Annotated in this window: 27 protein-coding genes; 11 read left to right on the top strand and 16 right to left on the bottom strand. The window is 70.8% G+C overall.

Annotated elements, in window-relative coordinates:
• Window positions 1–9: 9 nt before the first annotated feature.
• A complete protein-coding gene (locus NFX31_RS16890; RefSeq protein WP_262956332.1) occupies window positions 10–1,179 on the bottom strand; it encodes an ABC transporter substrate-binding protein in 1,170 nt (389 codons plus the stop codon).
• A gap of 408 nt (window positions 1,180–1,587) precedes the next feature.
• Here NFX31_RS16890 and NFX31_RS16895 point away from each other — a divergent pair, with 408 nt between their 5' ends.
• On the top strand, window positions 1,588–1,800 hold the full coding sequence (locus tag NFX31_RS16895; RefSeq protein WP_045250374.1) for an RNA-binding S4 domain-containing protein: 213 nt from the start codon (window positions 1,588–1,590) through the stop codon (window positions 1,798–1,800).
• Window positions 1,801–1,815: 15 nt separating this feature from the next.
• On the opposite strand, the gene NFX31_RS16900 is transcribed toward NFX31_RS16895, so the two are convergent.
• The gene (locus tag NFX31_RS16900; RefSeq protein WP_262956333.1) at window positions 1,816–3,114 is read right to left on the bottom strand and encodes a hypothetical protein; all 1,299 of its coding nucleotides are present in this window, start codon (window positions 3,112–3,114) and stop codon (window positions 1,816–1,818) included.
• Between the two features lie 237 nt (window positions 3,115–3,351).
• On the opposite strand from NFX31_RS16900, the gene NFX31_RS16905 reads away from it, so the two are divergent.
• The 4 genes from NFX31_RS16905 (at window position 3,352) to NFX31_RS16920 (ending at window position 6,350) form a co-directional block, all read left to right on the top strand.
• Window positions 3,352–3,783: a hypothetical protein gene (locus NFX31_RS16905; RefSeq protein WP_262956334.1), complete on the top strand. Its 432-nt coding sequence runs from the start codon at window positions 3,352–3,354 to the stop codon at window positions 3,781–3,783.
• A gap of 9 nt (window positions 3,784–3,792) precedes the next feature.
• On the top strand, window positions 3,793–4,905 hold the full coding sequence (locus tag NFX31_RS16910; protein ID WP_262956336.1) for a sensor histidine kinase: 1,113 nt from the start codon (window positions 3,793–3,795) through the stop codon (window positions 4,903–4,905).
• Window positions 4,902–5,537 (top strand): response regulator, encoded by a 636-nt coding sequence (locus NFX31_RS16915; protein WP_262956337.1) that lies wholly within the window; start codon window positions 4,902–4,904, stop codon window positions 5,535–5,537. Before NFX31_RS16910 ends, NFX31_RS16915 begins: the two co-directional genes overlap by 4 nt.
• Window positions 5,538–5,606: 69 nt before the next feature.
• Window positions 5,607–6,350 carry a sulfite exporter TauE/SafE family protein gene (locus NFX31_RS16920; RefSeq protein WP_045250378.1) on the top strand — a complete coding sequence of 248 codons (744 nt, stop codon included), beginning with the start codon at window positions 5,607–5,609 and terminating at the stop codon, window positions 6,348–6,350.
• Here NFX31_RS16920 and NFX31_RS16925 read toward each other — a convergent pair.
• Entirely contained in the window at window positions 6,347–7,240 is an 894-nt protein-coding gene (locus NFX31_RS16925; protein ID WP_262956338.1) for a DMT family transporter, read from the bottom strand. The two genes, NFX31_RS16920 and NFX31_RS16925, sit on opposite strands and share 4 nt — an antisense overlap.
• Window positions 7,241–7,310: 70 nt before the next feature.
• On the opposite strand from NFX31_RS16925, the gene NFX31_RS16930 reads away from it, so the two are divergent.
• Entirely contained in the window at window positions 7,311–8,225 is a 915-nt protein-coding gene (locus tag NFX31_RS16930) for a LysR family transcriptional regulator (RefSeq protein ID WP_220387427.1), read from the top strand.
• 33 nt (window positions 8,226–8,258) lie between these two features.
• On the opposite strand, the gene NFX31_RS16935 is transcribed toward NFX31_RS16930, so the two are convergent.
• From NFX31_RS16935 to NFX31_RS16970, 8 genes are all read right to left on the bottom strand, one after another.
• Window positions 8,259–8,654 (bottom strand): type II toxin-antitoxin system VapC family toxin, encoded by a 396-nt coding sequence (locus NFX31_RS16935; protein ID WP_045250379.1) that lies wholly within the window; start codon window positions 8,652–8,654, stop codon window positions 8,259–8,261.
• Between the two features lie 5 nt (window positions 8,655–8,659).
• Entirely contained in the window at window positions 8,660–9,010 is a 351-nt protein-coding gene (locus tag NFX31_RS16940) for a type II toxin-antitoxin system Phd/YefM family antitoxin (protein WP_082072265.1), read from the bottom strand.
• Between the two features lie 143 nt (window positions 9,011–9,153).
• Entirely contained in the window at window positions 9,154–10,224 is a 1,071-nt protein-coding gene (locus NFX31_RS16945; RefSeq protein ID WP_262956340.1) for an RNA polymerase sigma factor, read from the bottom strand.
• Window positions 10,221–10,607: a YciI family protein gene (locus tag NFX31_RS16950; RefSeq protein WP_045250382.1), complete on the bottom strand. Its 387-nt coding sequence runs from the start codon at window positions 10,605–10,607 to the stop codon at window positions 10,221–10,223. The genes NFX31_RS16945 and NFX31_RS16950 overlap by 4 nt, the downstream gene beginning before the upstream one ends.
• Window positions 10,608–10,754: 147 nt before the next feature.
• Window positions 10,755–11,702, bottom strand: a complete 948-nt coding sequence (locus tag NFX31_RS16955; RefSeq protein WP_045250383.1) for a proline dehydrogenase family protein — start codon at window positions 11,700–11,702, stop codon at window positions 10,755–10,757.
• A 48-nt stretch (window positions 11,703–11,750) separates the two neighbouring features.
• Entirely contained in the window at window positions 11,751–12,536 is a 786-nt protein-coding gene (locus tag NFX31_RS16960; RefSeq protein WP_262956341.1) for a helix-turn-helix transcriptional regulator, read from the bottom strand.
• A gap of 81 nt (window positions 12,537–12,617) precedes the next feature.
• Window positions 12,618–13,079, bottom strand: coding sequence for a hemerythrin domain-containing protein (locus NFX31_RS16965; protein ID WP_262956343.1), 462 nt, complete (start codon window positions 13,077–13,079; stop codon window positions 12,618–12,620).
• Window positions 13,080–13,087: 8 nt separating this feature from the next.
• Complete coding sequence (locus tag NFX31_RS16970; RefSeq protein ID WP_045250439.1) at window positions 13,088–13,702, bottom strand: MarC family protein; 615 nt, start codon at window positions 13,700–13,702, stop codon at window positions 13,088–13,090.
• A gap of 172 nt (window positions 13,703–13,874) precedes the next feature.
• Here NFX31_RS16970 and NFX31_RS16975 point away from each other — a divergent pair, with 172 nt between their 5' ends.
• The 3 genes from NFX31_RS16975 to NFX31_RS16985 all read left to right on the top strand — a co-directional run bounded on the left by NFX31_RS16975 (window position 13,875) and on the right by NFX31_RS16985 (window position 15,990).
• Window positions 13,875–14,045: a hypothetical protein gene (locus NFX31_RS16975; protein WP_169748219.1), complete on the top strand. Its 171-nt coding sequence runs from the start codon at window positions 13,875–13,877 to the stop codon at window positions 14,043–14,045.
• A gap of 20 nt (window positions 14,046–14,065) precedes the next feature.
• Window positions 14,066–14,431 carry a cupin domain-containing protein gene (locus NFX31_RS16980; RefSeq protein WP_091477944.1) on the top strand — a complete coding sequence of 122 codons (366 nt, stop codon included), beginning with the start codon at window positions 14,066–14,068 and terminating at the stop codon, window positions 14,429–14,431.
• A 119-nt stretch (window positions 14,432–14,550) separates the two neighbouring features.
• Window positions 14,551–15,990: an HNH endonuclease gene (locus NFX31_RS16985; RefSeq protein WP_262956346.1), complete on the top strand. Its 1,440-nt coding sequence runs from the start codon at window positions 14,551–14,553 to the stop codon at window positions 15,988–15,990.
• A gap of 40 nt (window positions 15,991–16,030) precedes the next feature.
• On the opposite strand, the gene NFX31_RS16990 is transcribed toward NFX31_RS16985, so the two are convergent.
• From NFX31_RS16990 to NFX31_RS17005, 4 genes are all read right to left on the bottom strand, one after another.
• Complete coding sequence (locus NFX31_RS16990; protein ID WP_262956347.1) at window positions 16,031–16,831, bottom strand: family 1 encapsulin nanocompartment shell protein; 801 nt, start codon at window positions 16,829–16,831, stop codon at window positions 16,031–16,033.
• 25 nt (window positions 16,832–16,856) lie between these two features.
• On the bottom strand, window positions 16,857–17,909 hold the full coding sequence (locus NFX31_RS16995) for a Dyp-type peroxidase (protein WP_262956348.1): 1,053 nt from the start codon (window positions 17,907–17,909) through the stop codon (window positions 16,857–16,859).
• A gap of 142 nt (window positions 17,910–18,051) precedes the next feature.
• A complete protein-coding gene (locus NFX31_RS17000; RefSeq protein ID WP_262956349.1) occupies window positions 18,052–18,948 on the bottom strand; it encodes an NAD-dependent epimerase/dehydratase family protein in 897 nt (298 codons plus the stop codon).
• Window positions 18,945–19,193 (bottom strand): hypothetical protein, encoded by a 249-nt coding sequence (locus NFX31_RS17005; protein ID WP_045250388.1) that lies wholly within the window; start codon window positions 19,191–19,193, stop codon window positions 18,945–18,947. The genes NFX31_RS17000 and NFX31_RS17005 overlap by 4 nt, the downstream gene beginning before the upstream one ends.
• Window positions 19,194–19,499: 306 nt before the next feature.
• Here NFX31_RS17005 and NFX31_RS17010 point away from each other — a divergent pair, with 306 nt between their 5' ends.
• Entirely contained in the window at window positions 19,500–20,246 is a 747-nt protein-coding gene (locus NFX31_RS17010; RefSeq protein ID WP_052674273.1) for an RsbRD N-terminal domain-containing protein, read from the top strand.
• On the opposite strand, the gene NFX31_RS17015 is transcribed toward NFX31_RS17010, so the two are convergent.
• Window positions 20,224–20,790: a TetR/AcrR family transcriptional regulator gene (locus tag NFX31_RS17015; RefSeq protein ID WP_045250389.1), complete on the bottom strand. Its 567-nt coding sequence runs from the start codon at window positions 20,788–20,790 to the stop codon at window positions 20,224–20,226. The two genes, NFX31_RS17010 and NFX31_RS17015, sit on opposite strands and share 23 nt — an antisense overlap.
• A gap of 173 nt (window positions 20,791–20,963) precedes the next feature.
• Here NFX31_RS17015 and NFX31_RS17020 point away from each other — a divergent pair, with 173 nt between their 5' ends.
• Window positions 20,964–22,295, top strand: coding sequence for an ABC transporter substrate-binding protein (locus NFX31_RS17020; RefSeq protein ID WP_045250390.1), 1,332 nt, complete (start codon window positions 20,964–20,966; stop codon window positions 22,293–22,295).
• Window positions 22,296–22,307 lie beyond the last annotated feature (12 nt).

The following is a 22,307-nucleotide window of genomic DNA, read 5'->3' on the forward strand; positions in this document are numbered from 1 at the left end:
GAGGCGGGATCAGCCTTCGATGGCGACCCAGGCGCCGTCCTTCAGCACGGTGGGCGTGAGCTGCGGCGAGGCCGGCCGACGGGTGTCCTGGTCGAAGGAGAGCTTGCCGTAGACGACGCTCGGGACGTCCTTGATCTCCTGGAAGCCCTTGAGGATCCCGGCGCGGTCGGTCCCGCCCTTCTTCGCCGCGGCGACGGCGACGTGCAGCGCGTCGTAGGCGCCGGCCTCGAAGAGGGTGACCTCCTTCTCCTCCGGGTACATCTTCTTGAACGCGGTGACGAACGCCTGCACCTCGGGCGCGGTGCTGGTCGAGACGAACTCGGTGCCGATGACCGATCCTGCGGCATCGGGCGTGGCATCGAAGGACTGCTCGTCCTGCCCGCCGTAGAACGTGCCCGTGAAGCCGATCGCACGCAGCTGTGTCACGAGCTTCGCGGCATCCGGTCCGTATCCGACGTGCGCGAACGCCTTCGGGTTGCCGGCGACGGCCTTGGTCAGCGAGGGCCGGTAGTCGTCCGAGGTGGGGTCGATCGCCTCCGCGTCGGTGATCTTGAGCCCGATCTTGTCGGCCTCGGCCTTGAACGCCTGGAAAGCGGGGATGCCCCAGTCCGCGGTGTTCAGGTAGGTCACGCCGATCGAGTCGACGCCCTGCTTCTTGATGTAGTCGGCCGTCCAGGTGTAGCTGGCGCTCGTGGTGATGGCGCTCGACCACTGGTACTGGGTGCCCTTGGCGGTGAAGTCGGGGTTCGAGTTGTTGAAGCCGTACTGCAGCAGCTTGCCCGCGGTGTAGATGGGCGAGGCCGGGATCGACGCCGCCGACGAGTAGTCGCCGAACACGAGCGAGATCTGGGGGTCGTTCACGAACTTCTGCGCGACCGTGACCGACTGCTTGGGGTCGGACTGCGAGTCCTCGTACTTCAGGGCGACCGGGTGGCCGTCGATGCCGCCGTCCTTGTTGACCTCCTCGACCGCGAGGTCGAACGCCTTCTTGAACTGCTCGCCGTACTGGGCGTACTGGCCGGTGGTCGCGGAGGAGACGCCGAAGTACACGGTGCTGCCCGCGGAGGCGCCGGCCGACGGGCCGTTCGCCGAGGCGGAGAGGCTGCATCCCGCGAGCGCGAGTGCCGCGGTGGTCGCCATGAGTCCGGCGAAGGCGATGCGTCGAGTGTTCCTTGCCATGGGGGGCCTCCTTCGGGTCTTCGCACCGCGGGTCGGTGCCGTCCGGACGCCGCGCTGTGTACGGCGCCCGGGAACGCGCCGGCGGAACGGGGGGCCGCGGGCGTGTGCCCACATTCACACGCCCGCGGGATCGGCCGTCGTTGTGTGTCGGTTTTCGACATCGTGTGACGCCCGAGGCGGCTTCTGTGACGCCGCGCGTCGCGGATTCCGGGCGAGCGGATCCGCTCGCCCGAGTGGCGCGGTAGGCTCCGCCACCGCCCGCGCCCCCGATCCACGTTTCCCTCCCCTGGTCGCGTTTCCCTCCCCTGGCAAGCGTCGATGGGAGGAGGGAAAGACGGTGCGAGGAGGGAAAGGGGGATGCAGTGCCGGGCAGGATCCTGAGCGCGAACCTTCGATACCGTGGACCGCATGAGCGACGACATCTCGATCGGCGGCGAGAGCATCCGGCTCGGGCAGTTCCTGAAGTACGCGGGCCTCCTCGACTCCGGCGGCGACGCCAAGGAGGCGATCATCGACGGGTACGTGCGCGTGAACGGCGAGGTGGAGCGCCGTCGCGGGCGCCAGCTCGTCGACGGCGATCTCGTCACCTACGAGGAGCGCACGGTGCGCGTGCGGCCCTGACCGCCGCCGACCCGATCACTGCGATGCGGGGCGGCGCAGGAGCTCGACCGCGATCAGCACGAGCACGGCGCCCAGCAGCACCCACAGCACGAGCCAGGCCGTGAGCGGGTGCACGAGAAGCACGACCGCCGCGGCGACGAGTGCGACGACGATCAGGATCCCCCGGTGCGAACGATCGATCCAGACGCCCAGACGAGCCCCCGGCGCTGTGGCATCCGAGCCTCCGCCGCCCGGACGCGCCGCTGAGGCGAGCCGGCCGCCGGCGGCGCGCAGGGCGATGGCCGGACGGGACGCGCCGACGACCCACGCGACGAGCGCGATCACGAGGGCGAGCAGGCCGAGCGCGAGCAGGCGCTGCGTGAGCGGCTGCGTGATCTGGTCGAACACGTCGCCCGCCGCGGCCGGCGTGATCACGGATCCGTTTGACGCCAGCGCCCCGATCCCCACCGCGCGTCCGACGGCCACCGCCGCGAGCAGCGCCACCATGATCACGACCGCCGCGACGCCCGCGGCGAGCACCGCCCGCCGGCGTCGCCTCGCGACCACCACGCCGGCGACGAGCAGCGCCAGCGCGACCCACGGCAGCCATGCCGAGACCGTGACGACGATGCCGTAGGCGGCGACGGCCGTGCCGAGCGACGCATCGTGCACGAGGACGATCGAGCGGTCGGTCGTGGGGATGCCCTGCGCGAAGGTCACCCCCTCGGCGAGCAGGCGCGTGCGCACCCCTTCGAGGATCGGGCCGAGCTGCAGGGTCAGCGCTCCGTCGGTCCCCGCGACGACGGCGGATCCGGGGTCGCCCTGCAGGGCCGCCACGGCCTGCGCGTGCGAGACCCGCAGCGCCTGATTCCAGATGTCGGAGAAGGCCGGCGACGTGATCACGTTCTCCACCATGCCGCGCACGAGGTTCCGAGCGCCCTGTGCGACCGGGGCCTCGAGCAGTCCCAGCGCGGTCGACGCCCGCGGGGGCAGATCCAGCGAGCGCAGGCCGTCGAACACGTCGGCGGTGAGGCCCGGGATGTCGACCTGCTGGTCGATGACGTCGTTCGTCGCGCGCACGAGCACGGACTGCACGGCCGGATCCGCGGCGAGCGGGGCGAACGTCGCGACGAACTGATCGGTGTCGGTGAGCAGATCCCGGGCATAGCTCGTGACCGCGCTGACGGATCCGAGCAGCAGGCCGATCACGATCAGGACGGCCGAGGCCGCGCTGCGCCATCGCGACCCGGCACCGTGCGCGATGCCGCGCCGCAGCGCATCGTTCTCGGCCTCGAGCCTCGCGATCCGGGCGGCCGGGTCCTGTTCGCTCGTCATGGGCGCGTCCTTCCGTGGCTGCTCGATCGGGCGGGCGCGCCGGGTGAGCTGAGAGCAGACTATTGCCCCGCTCGGCTCGGGGAATCGCTCAGCTCTCGACCCTGTAGTGCTCGAACAGCGGGTGCACGCTCTCGCGCGCTCGCCGCCACAAGCTCGCCGGATCTGATCCACCGATCGGTGGCCGACCGTGACCGATCGGTGGATCCGGCGGCACGCGCCGCTGAGGACGCTGGAGTCATGAACACCACACTCTCCCCCTCGCCCGAGACCGTCGCCTCGTCCCGCCGCGCCGCGTTCCGCCCCATGCTCCTGCTGTCCTGGGCGTTCGTCGCCGTCAGCGCCGCGATGATCGCCTTCCTCGGCGTCGCGAGCGCGACCGGGATCGGCTTCGAGACGGCGATCTGGATCCGCAGCTCCCTCGTGCTCGCGAGCGCCGTCGTGGTGCTGGCGATCGCCGCCTCCGCCGCCCGCGGCTCGCGCGGCGCCTGGGTGCGCCTGCGCATCATCAGCCCGATCATCGTCGCCGCGGTCGTCGTCATCGTGTCCATCCCCGGCTTCCTGCCCGACTGGGTGCGCCTCGAGCAGGCCCTGTGCGGACTCCTGCTGCTGCCCGTGGCGATCCTGGTGAACCTGCCGCGCATGCGAGCGCTCTTCGCGCCGAAGGCGTAAGGTCGGCCCGTGGTGGACACCCGCTGGCGGACCGTGCTCGCGGTCGCCCCGTACCTCGTGCTGGGCCTTCTGGTCGCGTTCGAGCTCCTCACCCAGTGGGGACGGCCGGAGAGACTGCTGCCGACGCTGGCCCTGTGCGCGGCGTACGGGCTGTGGGTCCTGACGATGCGCACGCTGCCGTTCCCCTGGCGCGACCAGCCCGCCGCGGTCGCCGTGTTCCTCACCGGCGCGATCGTGCTGAACCTGGTGCTCGTGCTGCGGGAGGGAACGTTCGGGTTCCTCGCGATCGCCACGTTCTCCTTCGCGTACTCGCTGGCCTCGTGGCCGTGGGAGCTGCTGCCCGTCGCGGGGACGGCGGTCGTGGCGGGTCTCGCGCAGAGCTCCGGTTTCGGCGCGGACCCTGCCGGCGCCGCCGGCACGGTCGCGGTGATCCTGCTGAACACGGTCGTGATGTGCGGTCTGTCGTTCGGGCTGCACCGCGCCGAGCAGAACCTGCATCGCACCGCCGTACAGGACGAGCGCACGCGGCTCGCCCGCGAGATCCACGACACGCTCGCGCAGGGTTTCACCGGCATCATCACCCAGCTGCAGGCGGCGGAGCAGGCGCCCGACGAGCCGACCCGGCGCCGCCATGCCGACGCCGCACTGTCCCTCGCTCGCGAGGGGCTCGCCGAGGCCCGCCGCTCGGTGCAGGCGCTGCGGCCCACCGTTCTGGAGCAGACCTCGCTGGCCGACGCGCTCGGCGGGGTCGCGCGGTCGTGGTCCTCGCGCACCGGGATCGCGTCGACGGTGACGGTGTCCGGCACGGCCCGGCCGCTGCCCACCGAGACCGAGGTGGCGCTGCTGCGCACGGCACAGGAGGCCCTCGCCAACGTGGAGCGTCACGCGGCCGCGCGGCGGGTCGCGGTCGCGCTGCGCCTGGGCGAAGACCGGGTCCGCCTCGAGGTGCGCGACGACGGCCGCGGGTTCGATGCCGTCGACCGGGTGCAGCGCGCCTCCGCGGAGACGGGCGGATACGGCCTCATCGCGATGCGGGAGCGCCTGGAGTCCGCGGCAGGCTCGCTGGAGGTCGACTCCCGTCCTGGCCGTGGCACCGTGGTGCGTGCGGAGGTGCGGGCATGACGCCGCTCACGCTGCTCGTCGTCGACGACCACCCGGTGGTGCGCGACGGCATCGTCGGCATGGTCGGATCCGCCGACGACATCACCGTGATCGGCGAGGCGTCGGATGGGGCGGAGGCGGTCGCGCTCGCCCAGGTGCATGCTCCGGATGTGGTGCTGATGGATCTGCGCATGCCGCGGATGGACGGCGTCGCCGCGCTGCGCGAGTTCTCGCGGCTCGGCATCGCGAGCCGCGTGGTGGTGCTGACCACCTTCGACGCGGACGCCGATGTGCTGCCGGCGATTGCCGCCGGCGCCACCGGCTACCTGCTCAAGGACGCCTCCCGCGACGAGCTGCTGCACGCGATCCGCGCTGCCGCAGCCGGCCGGACCGTGCTGGCGCCCGAGGTGGCGTCCCGGCTCGTCGACCGGGTGCGCACGCCGGAAGCCGCTCTGCTGACGCCGCGCGAGCTCGAGATCCTGGGTCTCATCGCCGACGGCGCCACCAATCGTGCGGCGGGCGACCGCCTGCATCTGAGCGAGGCGACCGTGAAGACGCACCTGCTCAGCATCTACGGGAAGCTCGGCGTCGGCGACCGCGCCGCGGCCGTGGCGGAGGGCTTCCGGCGCGGTCTGCTGGATGCCACCCGCTGACCGCACCTGTTAGTTTTCGATGATGCGCCGACCCCCGATCGATCCCTCCGCGCAGACCGGATCCCGGCCGTGATCGATCTCGCGCCGTGGGCATGGATCCTGCTGGCGATCGCGGGGACCGTGGTCGGGCTGTCGAAGACCGCGCTGCCGGGCGCGAACACCGTGTCCGTCGCGATCTTCGCCGCGCTGCTGCCGGCACGCACCTCGACCGGCGCCCTGCTGCTCCTGCTCGTCGTCGGCGACCTGTTCGCCCTCCTCACCTGGCGGCGGCACGCGCACTGGCCCACGCTGCTCCGGCTCGCCCCCGCGGTCGCCGCGGGGCTGGTGCTCGGCGCCGTGTTCCTGGCGGTCGCCGGCAACGCCGTGGTGCGCCCGGTGATCGGCGCGATCCTGCTGGCCATGGTGGCGATCACCCTCTGGCGGCGCCGTCGGACGACTGCGGCTCCAGAGGGCGCGGCGCACCTCGGCACCACGCTCGGCTACGGCGCGCTGGGCGGCTTCACCACGATGGTCGCCAACGCAGGCGGTCCGGTCATGTCGATGTACTTCCTCGCGATGCGCACGCCGGTGAAGGTGTTCCTGGGAACGGCCGCGTGGTTCTTCGCCATCGTGAACATCGTCAAGGTGCCGGTGCTCGCGGGCCTCGGCCTGATCACGGTGCCCGTGCTGCTGATGGACGCCGTGCTCGTGCCGATGGTGGTCATCGGGGCGCTGTTCGGGCGCTGGCTCATCCCCCGGATCCACCAGGCGCTGTTCGACCGGATCGTGCTGATCCTGACCGTCCTCGGCGCGCTGTACCTGCTGATCCCCTAGGGCTCGGTCTGCAGGCCACGCACGCGACGCAGCAGCCGGCCGCCCTGCGAGATCACGATCACGCCGAGCAGCACCACCAGCCCGCCCAGCAGCTCCACCGCCCGCGGCAGCTCACCCAGCCAGATCCACGCGATCAGTACGGCGATCGGCGGCACGAGGTAGAGCAGTGAGGTCGACACCGCGACAGGCAGGCGCCCCACCGCGAAGGCCCAGAGCACGAACCCGACCGCGGACGGCGCGAGGCCCAGATAGACGGCCGCGATCCAGCTCTGTGCCGAGGCGCCGGCGAGCTGTGCCGCGCCGAACGGCAGCAGCGAAAGCGTCATCGCGGTGCCCGCGACCATCGTGTAGGTGGCCACTTCAAGCGCGGTGTACCTCTTCAGGAGCGGCCGTTGCAGCGGGTGGTAGACGCCCTGGACGGCCATCGCGGCCACCGCGATCCAGACGGATGCGCTCAGCGACAACCCTGCTCGGGCCAGGCACACGATCAGCACGCCGCCCAGCGCGATCGCGCTGCCGACGAGGGTGGCCGGCGTGACGGCCTCGCGGAACAGGATCCGCGCGACCGCGACCGAGACCAGCGGGGCGGCGGCCACGATCATGCTCGCCGTGCCGGCGGGGACGTGCAGCTCGCTCGCGTTGAGGAGGAGCTGATAGACGGTCATGCCGAAGAAGGCGGCGGCGAGGATCCAGCCCAGATCCCTCCCCCGTGGGAGCCGGATCCGCTTCACGACCCCGATCGCCGACAGCGCGAGGGCGGCGACGGCGAGACGCACGAACGACAACCCGACGACGCCCAGCGCGGGGGCCGCGACCTGGATCGCCGGGAACGCGCTCGCCCAGAGCACCACGACGAGCAGACCGGCCAGGATCCCCGAATCGCGTTTCACCCTGCCAGGATCCGACATGCAATACAACAGTTCAAGTGAATTGTCCTGACGCGTCACCTAAGCTCTGTTTATGATCGATGTCCGCAAACTGCGCATGCTGGCCGAGCTCGACCGGCTCGGCACCGTCGCAGCGGTCGCCGAAGAGCTGCGGCTGACCGCGCCCGGCGTCTCGATGCAGCTCGCGGCCCTCGAACGCGAGCTGGACGTGACGCTCACCGAACGCCAGGGGCGCCGGCTCGCCCTCACACCGGCGGGCAGGCTGCTGGCCGCGCACGGTCGCGACCTGGTCGACCGGCTCTCCCTCGCCGAGTTCGACGTCGACGCGCTCCGTCGCGGCGTGCAGGGCACCTATCGACTCGCCGCCTTCCCGTCCGCCGCGCGGACGCTCGTCGCCGACGCCTGGCGAGCACTGCGCGAGGAGCACGCCGACATCGGGCTGCGGCTGAGCACTCCCGAGCCCGAGGCCGCACTCGCCGCCCTCACCGCCGGCGAGGCCGACCTCGCCCTCGTGCACGCGTACTCCACCGTGCCTCGGCGCCTTCCCGACGGCGTCGTGGCCGACCTCATCGCCGAAGAGCCGGTGTGGCTCGCCCTCCGCGCGGACGATCCGCTCGCCGCCGACACCGTCGACCTCACCGCACTGGCGGACCGGGACTGGGCGATGCCGACGAGAGACCTGAGCTGCTTCGACATGGTCGAGCGCGCCTGCGGCCTCGCCGGCTTCCGCCCCCGCCTCGTGGCGGAGACGCTCGACTTCGCCGTGCAGCTCGAGCTCGTCGCCGCGGGCATCGGCGTCGCGCTGGTGCCCGATCTCACGGTCGCCGCGGTGCCCGCGGGCGTGCGCCTGGTGCGACCGAGCGTCCCCGTGACGCGCAGCACGCACGCGGTGCGGCGCATCGCGCGCCGGAACGACCCCGGGCTCGATCGCATCCTGCAGGCCCTCGTCGACGCCGCCGCCCGGATCCGCACCGCTCCGCCTGCCTGAGAGGGCCGCTCGACGTGCCGCACGGCGCGACCGTCAGCGGAGCTCGTCCGGATGGACCACGTCGATCTCGCTGATCCGGTCACCGAAGTCCTTGCGATTGTTGGTCAGGAAGCGATCCGCGCCCGCGGTGATCGCCGTCGCGAGATGCACGGCATCCGCCGCGCGGAGACCGTACTTCGCCCCGAGCGTCACCGAGAGCTGCGCCACCTCCCGGTCGACGGGAAGAAGCTCGAGGCGCGAGAGCAACCGTGTGAGCTCCGCGACGACGGCAGACCCGGGCTCCGTCCTCGTCGGCTTGCTGAGCACTTCCGGCAGGAGAAGCTGCGAACCGATTCCTCGATCCCGCTCCGTCGCGCGCACGATCCCCGCACCCATCGGGTGACCGGGCGCGCCTGCGTAGATGAGGACGTCGGCATCGAATGCGGTCACCCGGCTCACCGCGAGTCACGCCCTTCTCGGATCCAGGCGACGAGCTCCTCCGCGTCCCCCGCGCTCAACGACCCCTCCAGAGGCTCCGACCGGGCGGCCTCCAGACGCGCTCCGAGCTCGTCGGCGGCCTTCCACAGCTCGGCGGCGCGAGGGGATCGGAGTCTCTTCGGATCGATCATCACCGCGACGACGCGACCGTGACGGGTGATCCTCACCTCTTCACCGGCTTCGACGCGATCCAGGAGTGCGGGAAGAGTCTGCCGAGCGACGGATGCCGTGACGCTGTCCATGGCCGCAATCGTACTCTCTTGTACATAATTGTACGATTGTGGGATCGAGATCTGCGCGAGTGCCATGCGCCGAGCCTGACCGCCGGCTGCGCGTCCTGTGCGCCGATCCCCGCGACCCGTGGAGAACCGCGCGACACGCGCTGTGGTGCGGAGCGCGCCGAAGAGCCGGCCCGTGGGACCGGCACGGGTGGCCGAAGCCGGCACCCGGCTCAGCGCGCGGAGCCCTCGACGGCGGCGAGCGCCTCGATCGCGCCCCGGGTCGGCGCGATGCGCACCAGTCCGCGGTACAGCCGCAGCAGCGCCTCGCGGTCGAGCACGCCGGTGCGCGCGCGGTCGCAGTGCACCGACTGGATCGCCGCCTCGAGCTGGAATCGTCCCGGCTCCCCGCCTCCGGCGACGTCGCTCAGGCGCGCCGCCCGGTGCAGCAGCGCCTCGCCCTCGGCGATGAGGGCGCGATCCCAGAGCGCCGGATCCTGCGCATCGAGCGCGGGCCAGCGCTCCCCCGGCGCCGACGGCACCCGCGCCGGCGCGCGCGACTGGGCGAGGGTGAGCAGCGCCGCGAGACCCCACGCTTCGGGATCCGTCTCGAGCAGGGTCGCGGTGAGCACGGCGAGCCAGCGGGCCTCGTCGGCCAGCGTCGTGCGCACGTCGTCGTGGTCGCCCAGCCAGTCCAGGGCGTAGGCGCCGTAGATCGCCTCGAGCACGGCGGTCGTGCGAACGGGCATGTCGGCGCGCGTCGGCAGCGCGAACGGGATCCCCGCGTCGCGGATCTTGCGCTTGGCCCGCACGAGGCGCTGGGCCATCGCGGCGGGCTCGATGTCGAACGCCCCGGCCACCTGGGCCGCGTCGAAGCCGAGCACGGTCTGCAGCATGAGCGGCGTGCGGATCCCCGAGTCGATCGCCGGGTGCGCGCAGGCGAACAGCAGCTCCAGGCGGCGATCCGGGATCGCCTCGCCCTGCTCCACGAGCGCGGCCACGTCGATGCCGGAGTCCGGGCCGACGTCGAGCACGTCGTCGTCGAGCGGTGCGCGCGTGCGCTGCGCCGCCGATCCCCACACGTCACGGAGTCTGTTGCGGGCCACGGTGAGCAGCCATCCTTCCGGGTTCTCCGGCACACCGGCCTCGGGCCAGGTGCGCAGGGCGCGTTCGAGCGCGTCCGCGAGGCAGTCCTCGGCGAGCGCGAGGTCGCCGGTGCCGCCGGCGAGGAGCGCGACGAGGCGGCCGTAGGAGGCGCGCACCGCCCGTTCTGCGGCGGCGCGCGCCTGCTCGACCGCGCTCACCGCACCGGCGACGCGCCCTGCCAGGCGCCGTCGGCGAAGCGCGTCGCGACCGGTCGCACCTCGACGGCTCCCCAGGCGACCGACGGCGCCTGCTGCGCCCAGGCGATCGCGGCGTCGAGGTCGTCGACCTCGATCACGAAGGTGCCGCCGACCTGTTCCCTGGTGTCGGCGAAGGGCCCGTCCTGGACGACGAGCTGCCCGTCGCGCACGCGCACCGTGGTGGTCGCGGTGGAGGGATGCAGCACCTCGGCGCTGCGCAGGACGCCCGCCTCGTCCAGCGCCTTCGCGTAGACGTCGAAGGCGCGCATGCCCTCGGCGAGCGCTTCGGGCCCGAGGTCCTCCGCGGACATCTCCGGATACTGCAGCAGAAGTGTGTAACGCATGATCGGTCCTTTCCGGTGTCGCCGAAGACCTGCTGTGCTTCGACACCCTGATGACGATCGAAGGATCCGCCGATCGACATCCTCCTCCGCCGGATCCGGATCCGCACCTGCCAGGCCTGTTGCGAAGACCGATCGACCCGCGAGAGATCAAGCCTGGCGGAGATCGGCCAGCGCGGTGATCGCGCGTTCCGGGTGCTCTGCGATGCGGTTGAGCACGTAGAGCCACCACTCGGGCCCGTACACGATGTACTCCCGGGTGATGAGCCCGTCTTGTCGAAGCGCGTCCAGAAGGGTGGCGCCGAGCCCTTGGAGCGTCTCGAACTCCACGTGCTCGGCGCGGAGGTCACCGCCGAGTTCTGCGCGGAGGTCGCCGATGAGCGCCTCGTCGTGCGTCGCGATGTTCACGCGGTGCCCCGCACCGACGAGACGGCGCGCCATCGTGCGATAGGCGTCGTACATCGGTGCCGAATTGCGCACGTGCGCGACCGCCGCGGTCTCCAGGAACGCGCCCTTCACGATGCGAACCGGGCCGGAGCGTCTCATCACTCGTTCGAGGTCGGTGCCTGTCCGGTGCAGCCGTGCCTGAAGCGTCACGCCGGTCTCGGGGAAGTCGTAGGAGATCTGCTCCCAGATCCCCAGCACGAGGTCGGTACGGTCGGACCCCTCCGCGGAGATCATCACGGAGGTGCCGGCATCGCGTGCCGCCTGTGCGATTCGCAGGCCGTTCTCGAGCCCGAGCTCGGACGAGACGACCGATCCGACGTGGGACAGGTCGAAGGAGATCGTCGCCGTGCCGCCGCCGGCGACCAGCTGACGAATCATGCCGATGATCTCTTCCGTCTCCCCCGACGCGACATCCGCATCGCGCACCGACTCCCCGACGCATTCGATGCTGCCGCGGTGCCCGCGCGCCGCATTGAGCGCCAGAAGGCGCAGCGCATCGTCGGCCCGCGCACCGGCCGAGTAGCGACGAGCGATCTTGGCCGCGATCCCGGCGAGAACCGGGTGAGCCATCACCGTCTGCTTGAGGCGTTCGTCCAGGGCCCAGCCCCGCAGAGTGTCGGCTGCGGCCAGAAGTTCCGAGGGATTGGTCATCGCACCAGCCTGAAATGCCGCGGAGGCACTCGTCTTGTACGAAGTTGCTCAACCGCGGTAAGCCCCCGGAGTGGCTGCGACATGGGCGCGGAAGACGCGATGGAAGTGGCTCTGATCGGCGAAGCCGAGCACCGCAGCCGTGTCGGCGAGGGAGCGTCCCTCCCGCAGCATCTGCCGCGCGGTGACGATGCGCTGATCCTGCCGCCAGGCGATCGGCGTCATGCCGGTCGCCCGCCTGGTGGCGCGGATGAGCTCGTATCTGCTCATTCCCGCCAGCTCGGCGAGCTCCTCGAGAACCCCTCCCGACGCCTGCCCCTGGAGGTGCTCGAGCACGGGGGCCAGCCGCGCCGCCAGCAGCGGATCGTTCACGGGTGCAAGGCGATGAACCGGAGCGAGTCGCGCACATTCGCGCAGGCCCTCGGCGAGATCGGCCTCGACACGCGAGATCTCCCGGTTCGCGAAGAGCCGAGTGTTCAGATCGTCGAACCGGTCGTAGACCGCCGCGTCCTGGTACACGCTGATCCCGCGCATCACCTGCGTCGCCGCGTTCCCGCCCAGCGACTCGATCCACCCCTCATCGGCATGGATCATCTGATACTGCCATCGTCCCTGATCCGGGTTGCACGCGTGCACGTGTCCGGCCGGGATGATGATGACATTGCCCGCCTCGAGCGTCACCGCTTCGTCGCGTATCCCGGTGAGTCGCGCAGAGCCGGAGTCGATCAAACCGACCGAGAACCGGTCATGCGTGTGGGGCCGGTAACAGGTCGCCATCTGGCACGACCGGCGGGACTCGAGGTGAGGGAGCAGGTCGTTGCGCCAGAACTCACCCATCAGCCCGCCTCTGCCTCCTGCGCACGTCACGCGAGTACGGCGCGCCCCACAGCACCATACCTGCCAGGCCGGATCCGGCGATCAGAGCGTTCCGAGCACGTCCCGGGGATCCGCGTCGAGGGCGAGGGTCTCGAGGACGCGGAGCAGCTGCCGCTCCTCGAAGGCGAAGTGGCTCTCCATGATGGCGCCCACGCCGTCGAGATGCCGGTCGAGGTCGCCGGGCGCGATGCCGCCGTCGACCGCGTCCCGCAGCGCTGTGAGGAGGGTGTCGATCATGGCGTGGTCCTCCGAGAGCTTGCGCAGCACCGGGGCGAGCTCGGGATGCGCGGCCTCGATGGCCGGGAAGAGGGCGCGGTCCTCGCCCCGATGGTGCTGATCGAGGGCGGTGCAGAAGCCGCGGCAGTGCAGCAGCAGATCCCGGTCGGCCGACCGCGGATCCGCCCCTCCTGCGCGCACGAAGGCGAGTGCGCCGCGCAGCCGGGTGTGGGCCTCGCGGAGCTCGCTGCTCCACGCGATCAGCCGGGTCGTCTCGTTCTCGGGCATGCGCGCGGTCACAGCTTCCCGAAGAACGCCGTGACGCCGTGCAGCGTGATCTCGACCCCGATCGCGGCGATGAGCAGGCCCATGATGCGCGTGAGGGCGCCGATCCCGTTCGGTCCGAGCTTCTCGATCAGCGGGGTGCCGTAGCGCAGCGCGACCGCCGTGACGGCGGCGATCGCGACGCAGGCCAGCGCCACGCCCAGGCGCTCGTCGAGCTGCGGATGCCGTGCCGCGAGCGCGATCACCACGCCGATCGCCCCGGGGCCGGCGATGAGCGGCAGGGCCATGGGCGAGAAGCTCACGTCGGCCTTGGCGACCGCGCCCTTCTGCTCGGGCTTGGTGAGCTGCGGTCTCGGGTAGAGCATCGTGAAGCCGGAGTAGACCACGATGAGGCCTCCGGCGATCTGGAGCGCCGGCAGTCCGATGCCGAGCACCGTGAGGAGCTCGGTGCCGACGAAGGTGAAGACGACGAGGATCCCGCCGACGTAGACGCCGGTGAGCCAGGCCTGCCGATGCAGGTCGCGCGGGTCGTCTCCCGCGGTGAGCCCGGCGAACGCGGCGATCGCGCCGACGGGGTTGGTGATCGGGATCAGTGCCAGGAACGACGCGAGGAGGACGGCCCACATGCCCTCATTGTCCCGCGTGTGCACCGCGGCCGCCCGCGGCGGCGCGGCTCTCGCCCCGGGATCCTGTGCGCACGGACAAGCCCGGCTGTGCCCCGGCGTGCGCGCGCCGCCGACGATGTGCGCCCGGGCGTAAGGTGGCGGCGAAGCCACCGCACGGACCAGAGGAGACGCGATGTTCGGAGAGAAGCGGCGCGAGGAGAAGCGCGAAGAGGCGGCGCTCGCAGAGGCGAAGGAGCAGGCGGCGGCCGCGGTCGAGGAGAGCGAGACGGACGACGCCTCCTTCGAGCCGGACGAGGCGGTCGAGGAGGGCTTCGAGCCCGACAGCGGCGACATCCGCAAGTAGGCGTCGGCTACCGTCGTCCCATGACAGACGACGTGCGCAATGTGAACGAAGCCCTCTCCGCGATCGGCGAGCACTGGCAGCCGCATCGGCTCACGAGCGTCAACGACTACGACGTCAAGGTGGTCAAGCTGCGGGGCGAGTTCGTCTGGCACACGCATCCCGACACGGATGAGCTGTTCATGGTCGTGGCCGGTCGGCTGACGATCCAGCTCCGCGATCGGGATGTCGTCCTCGAACCGAACGACGTGTTCGTCGTGCCGCGGGGCGTCGAACACTGTCCGAAGGCGGACGAAGAGGTGCACGCGATCCTGTTCGAGCCGAAGGGCACGGTCAACACCGGAGACGCCGGCGGCGCGCGGACCGCGGAGCTGCGCGAGCTCCGCTGATCCCGGCATCCGTCACGTCGTCGCCGGACGGAACGGTATGACGCGGTGATGACACTTATTGCACCTGATCTGGGCATTTGCAGGTCAGGAATGTCGGTGGCCCCTGGTTGACTGAGGGCATGGCAGACGCGGTGGCGACGACGACGGATCCGGTGGATCCGGTCGCCGTGCTGCGCATGCTGACCGAGGGTCTGGCCGCGACGGAGGCGTCGATCGTGCGGCTGCAGGCGGTGCGGGAGGCGCATCTGGCCGTCGCCCAGCGCCTCGCCGAAGAGATCGCCGCCGCGGCGTCCGAGCATGCGCGACCCGACTCCGCGGACCTGGTGTCACGCAGCGTCGCCGCAGAGCTCGCCGGAGTGCTGCACATGTCCGACCGCGTCGTGCAGGCGCGCATGTCACGCGCCGCCGATCTCATGACCCGCTACCCCGAGACGATGCGGGCGTTCAGCGACGCGCGGATCAACGGCGCGCACGCGCGCCTGATCCACGACGCCGGCGCCCCTCTCGACGATGACGCCCGAAGCCGGTACGAGCAGGCCGCGGTGGCCGCCTGCATCGACGAGACACCGCATCGCGCCAAGCGCGCGGTCGAGCGGATCGCGGAACGCCTCGCGCCGCGCAGTCTCACGGAGCGCCATCGCGACGCGCAGAGCAACCGCACCGTGTGGCGGGAGGATCTGCCGGACGGGCAGAAGGCGCTGGGCCTGATCCACTCCGCCGCGGTGATCGACGGGATCTACGACCGGCTGACCCAGCAGGCGCGGCTCGTCACGACCGAGAACGCGAAGGCGGCACGGAACGCCGATGCGCAGGGGCGCTCCGGCGCGGACGGCCGCTCCGGCTCGGACGGCCTCGGCGACCCCGCAGACACCCGCACGGTCGATCAGCTGCGGGCCGATCTGTGCGCCGACCTGCTGCTGACCGCAACGCCCCGCGGACACGACAGCGCGGAGGGGCTGCTCGCGGCGATCCAGGCGCGCATCGAGCTCACCGTGCCCGCGCTCACCCTGCTCGCCTCCGACGCGACGGCGGGCTCCGCACCGCACCCCGGCGTCGCCCCCGCGTTCGGCGTTCGCGCCGAGCAGCCCGCGGAGCTCGCCGGCGGACAGCCCATCGACAGCCGCACCGCCCGCGTCCTCGCCGGCGGTGCGGCCGCCTGGGAGCGCGTGCTCACGCACCCCGTCACCGGCGCGATCCTGGCCGTCGACCACTATCGGCCCAACGCCGACCTCCGCCGCCTCCTGCATGCCCGCGACTCCCGCTTCCGATTCCCGACCTGCGGACTGCCGCCGCGCGCCCAGGACCTCGACCACACCGTCGACGCAGCCCGCGGCGGGGCGACGGAGGAGGGCAACCTGGGCGGCCTCTGCCGACGCCATCACGTCCTCAAGCACCAGACCGCCTGGACCGTGAGGCAGCGAGGCGCCGGCGTGCTCGAGTGGACGAGTCCCGCCGGATACAGCTACATCGACCGGCCGCCCTCGCCCGTCACCTTCACCATCGACGACCAGGACCCCGACCCGCCCTGGGCGAAGGATCCCGCCGCGCCCGGATCGTGACGTCCGGAGAACGGGCGCCGACAGACTCGTCCCGCGGCGCTCAGCCGAGGATGACGCTGGCCTCCGAGGTGTAGGCCGAGAACGTCACCGACTCCTGCGCGTACAGGCGGATGCCCTCCGCGTCGTGCGAGAGGTAGCCGATCGAGACGTCCTGACCGAGGGTGAGCGCGTAGTCGCCACCGCGCATCGTGAGCACGATCGCGCCGTCGAGCGCGGCGGCGAACACGATGGTGCCGTCATCGCCGAGCAGGCGGCGCAGGTGCTCCGCCACCGGGTAGCCGTGGTCGACGGTCTCGGAGGCCGCGGTGTACAGCTCGGCCGACAGCAGCAGCGCGTACGGCCCCTGCACCCCGACGGTGCGGAGCACGGTGAGGGCGCGGGAGACCGCGGCCGGAAGTTCGCGCGGATCCGCCGGCAGCGGGATCGTGTCGTTCGAGCTGCTCGCGATGATGCCCTGCACGCCGGCGGCCTCGGATCCGGCGAACACCAGGGTGTCCTCGGCGGTCGCCAGCGCCTCGACGGCGTCCTTCACGGGCTGCCAGTCGGAGTTCTGCGCTCCGCGCTCGACGTCGTCGACGGCGGCGTGCGTGACCGTGAACGGGGCGCGCAGCTCCACGAGCGGCTGCACCTGCCGCCGTCGCGCCTCGACCGATGGCGCGGGCGCCGCGATCGGTTCGAGATGGCCGGTGCCGATGGCGGAGAGGCCTGACCCGCCCGCCTCGGGCACGTCGACGACGCGACGTCCCGCGATGCGCGTGATGAAGGTGCGCCGCGCCTCGTCGTCGATCTGGTCCCAGGCGGCCGAGGAGATCGGTGCGAGTCTGCGGTGGAGGTTGTCCATGTCGTCGGCCTTTCGCTGTTCGGTGTCAGTGCGTGGCGGCGCGGAGCCCGCCGATGCCCAGATCCGTCGCCTTCGCGTCGGAGGGGGCGGAGTGGCCGGGCGCGGCGGCGACCGGCGCCGTGTCGGCCGGCGCGTCATCCGCCGACGCGCCGGCGCGCGGTCCCGGCACATCGTCGAGGAAGTCCAGGGCCGGCGTGAAGAACAGCGTGCCCGTGTGCGCCGTGGAGAAGTCCAGGATCCGGTCCGTGTTGCCGGGCGGGCTCCCGAGGAACATGTTCCGCAGCATCTGCTCGATCACGCCCGGATCCGCCGCGTAGCCGATGAAGTACGTGCCGAACTCGGCCGTGCCGAGCTCGCCGAACGGCATGTTGTCGCGCAGGATCTGCCGCTGCACGCCGTCGGCGTCGACCACCGTGTTGAGGTGCACGTGGGAGTTGATCGGCTTGACCGCGTCCGGCATCTCGACGTCCTCGAGCTTGCTGCGGCCGATCGCGCGCTCCTGCTCCTCGACCGGCAGCGCACCCCACGCCTCCAGGTCGTGCCGGTACTTCTGCACGATGACGTAACTGCCGCCGGCGTAGTCGGGATCCTCGTCGGCGATGAGCACCGCTGCGGGTGCGGCGTCGCCCTCGGGGTTCTCGGTGCCGTCCACGAAGCCGAGCAGATCCCGCTCGTCGAAGTACTTGAACCCGTGCGTCTCGTCGACGACGACCGCGTGGCCGCGCAGCCTGTCCATCACCTGGCGCGACAGCTCGAAGCACACGTCCATGTGGTGGGCCCGTACGTGCAGCAGCAGGTCCCCGGGGGTGCTGGGCGCGCTGTGGCGCGGCCCGTCGAGCGGCACGAAGGGATGCAGTCCCCGGGGTCGCGGCAGATCGAACATCCGGTCCCAGAGCCCTGCGCCGATGCCGAGCACACAGTTCAATTGGTCGCCCGGCACGCGGAACGACACGGATCGGGTGATGCTCGACAGGTCGGCGAACACGTCGCGCACGACCTCTTCGCTGCCCTCGTTCACCGTCAGCACGAGGAACAGGGCCGCGCGCGCCGGCGCCGCGACGAACTGCTGAGTGACCAATCGACCCGTCCCCTCCGCGGGCGCACGCCACGCACGGTCAGCCTGTCATGCGCGCGCACCGGCTTCAAGCCGGGTTGTCGTCGCGGTCAGCGGGCCTTGGCGGGGAACACAGACGCGCACCCGGCCACGATCGGACCGCCGGTCAGCCCCAGGCCGGATCGCCGGGAGCACCGAGGTAGCCGGCGCGCAGCTCGTCCACGAGCGAAGGCCGGGCGGTGCGCCAGCCGAGCCGCTCGCGCGCCCGGTCGGCGGCGGCGTGCTGATCGAGCAGCAGCACTCCGGCGAGCGCGGACCCGATCCGCGCGGCGGTCTCCTCGGCGGTCTCGGCCCGCACCGTGGCGCCCTCCGGATGCGCCGCGGCCGCCGCCAGCTCGGCCACGGTCTCCGACGCGCCGGACGCGGCGATGTACACGTCGTCGTCGTGGGACTCGGCGCCGATGATCCGGACGTACAGGTCGGCGAGGTCGTCGACGTGCACGGTCGCCCACCGCTGCGACCCGTCGCCGATCAGCGGCAGCACCGGCTGCGCACCGCTGCGGTCGATGTCGTCGACGAACCGGCGCGGGATGCCCTGGCCGTGCCCGTAGACGATCCCGGGCGCGACCACCACGACCCGCATCCCCTCGCCGTCGTCCGCGAGGAGCCGCTGCACGGTCTCCGCCATCCAGGTCACCGCCGGCGGCGGCGCGGCCGGCGACTTCTCCGTGAGGTCCCGTCCGGATCCATAGGTCCACAGGCTGCTCGTGTAGACGAAGGGCTTGTCGCTGGTCAGCAGCCCTGGCGTGACCGCCGCGATGAAGTCCGCGTCCTCGGTCCGCGAGGTCGCGGTGTGGATCACGCCGTCCGACGCCAGCGCGAGATCCGCCACCGTGCGGGTGTCCTCCTCGGAGGCGAGGAACGGATCCGCTCCCGCGGCGCGCACCTCGCCCGCGTCGTCCTGGTCGTCGACGAGGGCGGTCACGCGATAGCCGGCCGCGAGCAGCGCCTCCCTCACGGCCCGTCCGATGAAGCCGGTCGCGCCGGTCAGCAGCACGCTCATCGTTCCTCCTCGTCCGTTCCGATGTCCTCCGGCCCTTCGTAGGCGAGCAGGTAGGAGAAGAGCCGGCCGTCGCGCTCCTCCGGCTCGATGTCGTAGACCTTCACCCACCGCCGGCCGTCATGCTCCACGACCCGGCGGAGCACGTCCTCCGGTCTCCGTTCGATGAGGACGAGCCCCTCCAGCCGCTCCACCACGGGGCCGAACGGCCGGTCCCGCAGCTCCGCGGTGTACGTCTGCGGGATCATCGCCGTCTCACGATGGTCATGGCCACCCCCTTGTGGCACGCCACGCTAACCCTCCGCCGTCTGTCACGGGAGGCTCCCGGGGCGGACCTGTCGGCGCGCACAAACGGTGCTGTGACCCCGGACAGACGTCGCGCGTGCCGACGCCGCCGTGCATCCCGCCCATGATCTGCTGAAGGCGCGAGGCGCCCTCGCCGACGGCGTAATCTCGCTGTCAGCGACGCGCACGGGACGGAGCGGCCACCCGGCGGGATCGAGGAGAGCGGACATGACGGAAAGCGCGGCGAGCCTCTCGTCCACGGGGATCCGATGAGCCCGGCCGACCGCGACGAGGGCATCGCCTGGGTCGAGCACCAGCTGCCGGGACTGATCGAGAAGGTCTACGCCCGCAGCGTCGAGACCCTGCCCGTCTACCAGGACGAGAAGCACGTCTCCACCGGCGAGCTGCGACGCTCGATCGAGGACAACCTGCGCTTCCTCGTGCGCGCGCTGCGGCATCCGGGAGAGCCTCTGGACCTCGCCGTCCCCGAGCAGACCGGCCGCCGCAGGGCGCACCAGGGCGTGCCGCTGCCCGAGGTGCTGCAGGTGTACCGGATCGGATTCGGGATCCTGTGGGGAGCGCTCGTGGAACGCGCCTCGCAGAGCCCGCGGACAGAGGTGCTCACCCGGCTGCTGGACACGTCGACGCGGATCTGGGCCGTCGCCGAGGAGCACGCCACGGCCGTCACCGAGGCCTATCGCGCCACGACCGCCGAGATCCTCATCTCCCAGGAGCACCGTCGCGCCGCCCTCGTCGAGGTGCTGCTCACCGGGCACGTCAGCAAGGACGCCGGCCCCTGGGAGGCGGCGTCGCTGCTCGGCTTCCCCGCCGACGCGGATCTCGTCGTGGTCGCGGCGCAGACCAACGAGGTGGCGGCGGAGTCGCTGCCGGGGATCGCCCGGCGCCTCGCCGAGCAGGGCTGCGTGTCAGGATGGCGGCTCACGCCGGCCCTGCAGGATAGCGCGAGCTGCGCGACCTGGCAGGCGCTGCTCGTCAGGGCTCGGTCAACCTCGTGATCGCAGAGCGGAGCTGACTTGCCGGATTGATGCTGGGGTCGATCAGCCATTGCAGCTGCAGGCCGTCGGACAGAGAGATGAGCATGACGGCGATCTCATCCGAACTCAGCGCCGGGACGTACCGGCCCTCCCGCATACCTCGATCCACCTCATCGGCAACCCTGCGGCGGATACGGCGATACCGATTCTGGAAGAAATCGTGCGAAGGGTGATCAGGGGTGGAGGCCTCGGCCGCGAGAGCTGTATATAAGTGCACGAGGCCGGGGATCTTCGCGTTGCGCTCGAGGACCTCGGGCCAAATCTGCAGGAACGGTGCATCATTCTGCGCGTCCACCGGTGCATCCCAGGCGCGGATGACTTCCTCGAGGAGGCCTTCCCGCGATTGGAAGTAGTGAAGGATGTGGGCGGGCTCGATTCCCAGCTCGCGACCGATCGCCCGGAGCGAGGTTTCACGGTAGCCGCGCTCAGCGAGCACCTTCAATGCAGTTTCCAGTATCTCCGCCCGGCGAGCCTGGCCCTTTCGCGTCAGAACCCGCTCGCTCATCCCTCGATCTTAGTGGTCGCGTTCGAATCCATACCCAAGGAGGATTGTACGAGGAACTTATCAGTGGTAAATTCCTCGTACCCGTTGCACCTGTCGTACCCGTGGCGCCACCCAGCATCGCCGTCGACGCGGCACGCGCACCGCAATCACTACATCAGCCATAGGAGTCTGAAATGAAACGTTCCATCCGGATCGCGGCCATTGGAAGTATGGGCCTGGCCATGCTGCTCGCGGGGTGCTCGGCCCCCGGAGGGTCGAGCCAAGACGGGGGTGTTGCGGCTGACGGCAACGCGCACGTCGTCGCGAAGAAGCTGACGGTCTGGACGAACGCCGCAGACAGCGATGCGGTTCGCCACGTCTACTCGCGATTCGGGGAGAAGTTCGGTGTCAAGATGAACATCGTCGAGATTCCGGCCGACAGTTTCGAAACAGCGGTCCAGACGAAGTGGGCCAGCGGGGACCGGCCCGACCTTCTGGAGTATCACGCCACGTCGAACTTCTGGTCCCTCAACCCGGCGAAAAACCTCATCGACCTGTCGCACATGCCCTATGTGGCGAAGTCGGGCGATACGTACAAGTACGGTGGTTCGCTCGACGGCAAGGTGTACGCGGCCATCACTGACACCCCCACGCTCTTTGACATCTTCTACAACAAGGAGGTCTTCGAGAAGAACGGCCTCAGCAAGCCGAAAACCTACGCCGATCTCGCGAAGATCTGCTCGACCCTGAAGACCAGCGACCCCGGTGTCACACCGATCTTCGAGAGCGGCGGATCGGTCTGGCCGACCCAGATCCTCGGCGGGATCATGTATATGTCTTCGGCTCAGAAGAAGGACAACTGGGCGCAGCAGGTAATCGATCGCAAGACTACGTTCGACGCACCCAACAGCCCGTTCGTCGACGGTCTCGCTGCGTACAAAGACCTGCAGAAGTCCGGTTGCTTCAACAGCGATGCGACCACGGCGAAGTTCGAGGACTCGATCGCGGCAGTTGCCCAGGGGAAGACGGCGATGGTGGCGCTCCACTCCGGGTTCGTGTCGACCTTCAACGAATATTTCGGATCGGCCAAGAAGACCGATGAGACGATCGGGTTTGCTGCGGTGGGGGCGGATGGCCCGACCGCAGCGTGGGCTCCAGCTCTCGGTGGGACATGGTATGTGCCAAAGACCGGCCATGCCGACACCGAGAGTACCGCGCTCGCGTTCATCCAGTACGCCACTGGAGAGGGGTACCAGGCCTTCGTCAACGAGTCGGGGACGTTCCCGCTCTTGAAGGGCGCGAAGCCCCCTACTGGGGGGTATCAGGAGCTCTCGAAGGAGATCGCCGACGCCTATAACGCCGACTCCGCAATTGCCTTCAACTCGAACCTCGTCGGGTTCGGCTCTAAGTTCGCCGACTATCTCACCGGCTTGCTCAGCGGCAGCCAGACTCCCGAGCCGATCGGGGAGAACGCTCAAAAGGTGTTCGAACAGGCGGCGAAGGCAGCGCAGCTTCCAGGCTGGTAAGAAAGGTCCTCC

Source organism: Microbacterium azadirachtae, assembly GCF_025583665.1.
Classification (GTDB): Bacteria; Actinomycetota; Actinomycetes; order Actinomycetales; family Microbacteriaceae; genus Microbacterium; species Microbacterium azadirachtae.

Bases quoted from the DNA above. Each gene is read 5' to 3' on its own strand.
- NFX31_RS16960 (WP_262956341.1), bottom strand. From the start codon at position 12,536: ATGGGTGAGTTCTGGCGCAACGACCTGCTCCCTCACCTCGAGTCCCGC.
- NFX31_RS16980 (WP_091477944.1), top strand. From the start codon at position 14,066: ATGACAGACGACGTGCGCAATGTGAACGAAGCCCTCTCCGCGATCGGC.
- NFX31_RS16900 (WP_262956333.1), bottom strand. From the start codon at position 3,114: ATGACGAGCGAACAGGACCCGGCCGCCCGGATCGCGAGGCTCGAGGCC.
- NFX31_RS17010 (WP_052674273.1), top strand. From the start codon at position 19,500: ATGAGCCCGGCCGACCGCGACGAGGGCATCGCCTGGGTCGAGCACCAG.
- NFX31_RS16930 (WP_220387427.1), top strand. From the start codon at position 7,311: ATGATCGATGTCCGCAAACTGCGCATGCTGGCCGAGCTCGACCGGCTC.
- NFX31_RS16950 (WP_045250382.1), bottom strand. From the start codon at position 10,607: ATGCGTTACACACTTCTGCTGCAGTATCCGGAGATGTCCGCGGAGGAC.
- NFX31_RS16905 (WP_262956334.1), top strand. From the start codon at position 3,352: ATGAACACCACACTCTCCCCCTCGCCCGAGACCGTCGCCTCGTCCCGC.
- NFX31_RS16985 (WP_262956346.1), top strand. From the start codon at position 14,551: ATGGCAGACGCGGTGGCGACGACGACGGATCCGGTGGATCCGGTCGCC.
- NFX31_RS16975 (WP_169748219.1), top strand. From the start codon at position 13,875: ATGTTCGGAGAGAAGCGGCGCGAGGAGAAGCGCGAAGAGGCGGCGCTC.
- NFX31_RS16965 (WP_262956343.1), bottom strand. From the start codon at position 13,079: ATGCCCGAGAACGAGACGACCCGGCTGATCGCGTGGAGCAGCGAGCTC.
- NFX31_RS17015 (WP_045250389.1), bottom strand. From the start codon at position 20,790: ATGAGCGAGCGGGTTCTGACGCGAAAGGGCCAGGCTCGCCGGGCGGAG.
- NFX31_RS16955 (WP_045250383.1), bottom strand. From the start codon at position 11,702: ATGACCAATCCCTCGGAACTTCTGGCCGCAGCCGACACTCTGCGGGGC.
- NFX31_RS16940 (WP_082072265.1), bottom strand. From the start codon at position 9,010: ATGGCACTCGCGCAGATCTCGATCCCACAATCGTACAATTATGTACAA.
- NFX31_RS16895 (WP_045250374.1), top strand. From the start codon at position 1,588: ATGAGCGACGACATCTCGATCGGCGGCGAGAGCATCCGGCTCGGGCAG.
- NFX31_RS17000 (WP_262956349.1), bottom strand. From the start codon at position 18,948: ATGAGCGTGCTGCTGACCGGCGCGACCGGCTTCATCGGACGGGCCGTG.
- NFX31_RS16970 (WP_045250439.1), bottom strand. From the start codon at position 13,702: ATGTGGGCCGTCCTCCTCGCGTCGTTCCTGGCACTGATCCCGATCACC.
- NFX31_RS16990 (WP_262956347.1), bottom strand. From the start codon at position 16,831: ATGGACAACCTCCACCGCAGACTCGCACCGATCTCCTCGGCCGCCTGG.
- NFX31_RS17020 (WP_045250390.1), top strand. From the start codon at position 20,964: ATGAAACGTTCCATCCGGATCGCGGCCATTGGAAGTATGGGCCTGGCC.
- NFX31_RS17005 (WP_045250388.1), bottom strand. From the start codon at position 19,193: ATGATCCCGCAGACGTACACCGCGGAGCTGCGGGACCGGCCGTTCGGC.
- NFX31_RS16890 (WP_262956332.1), bottom strand. From the start codon at position 1,179: ATGGCAAGGAACACTCGACGCATCGCCTTCGCCGGACTCATGGCGACC.
- NFX31_RS16915 (WP_262956337.1), top strand. From the start codon at position 4,902: ATGACGCCGCTCACGCTGCTCGTCGTCGACGACCACCCGGTGGTGCGC.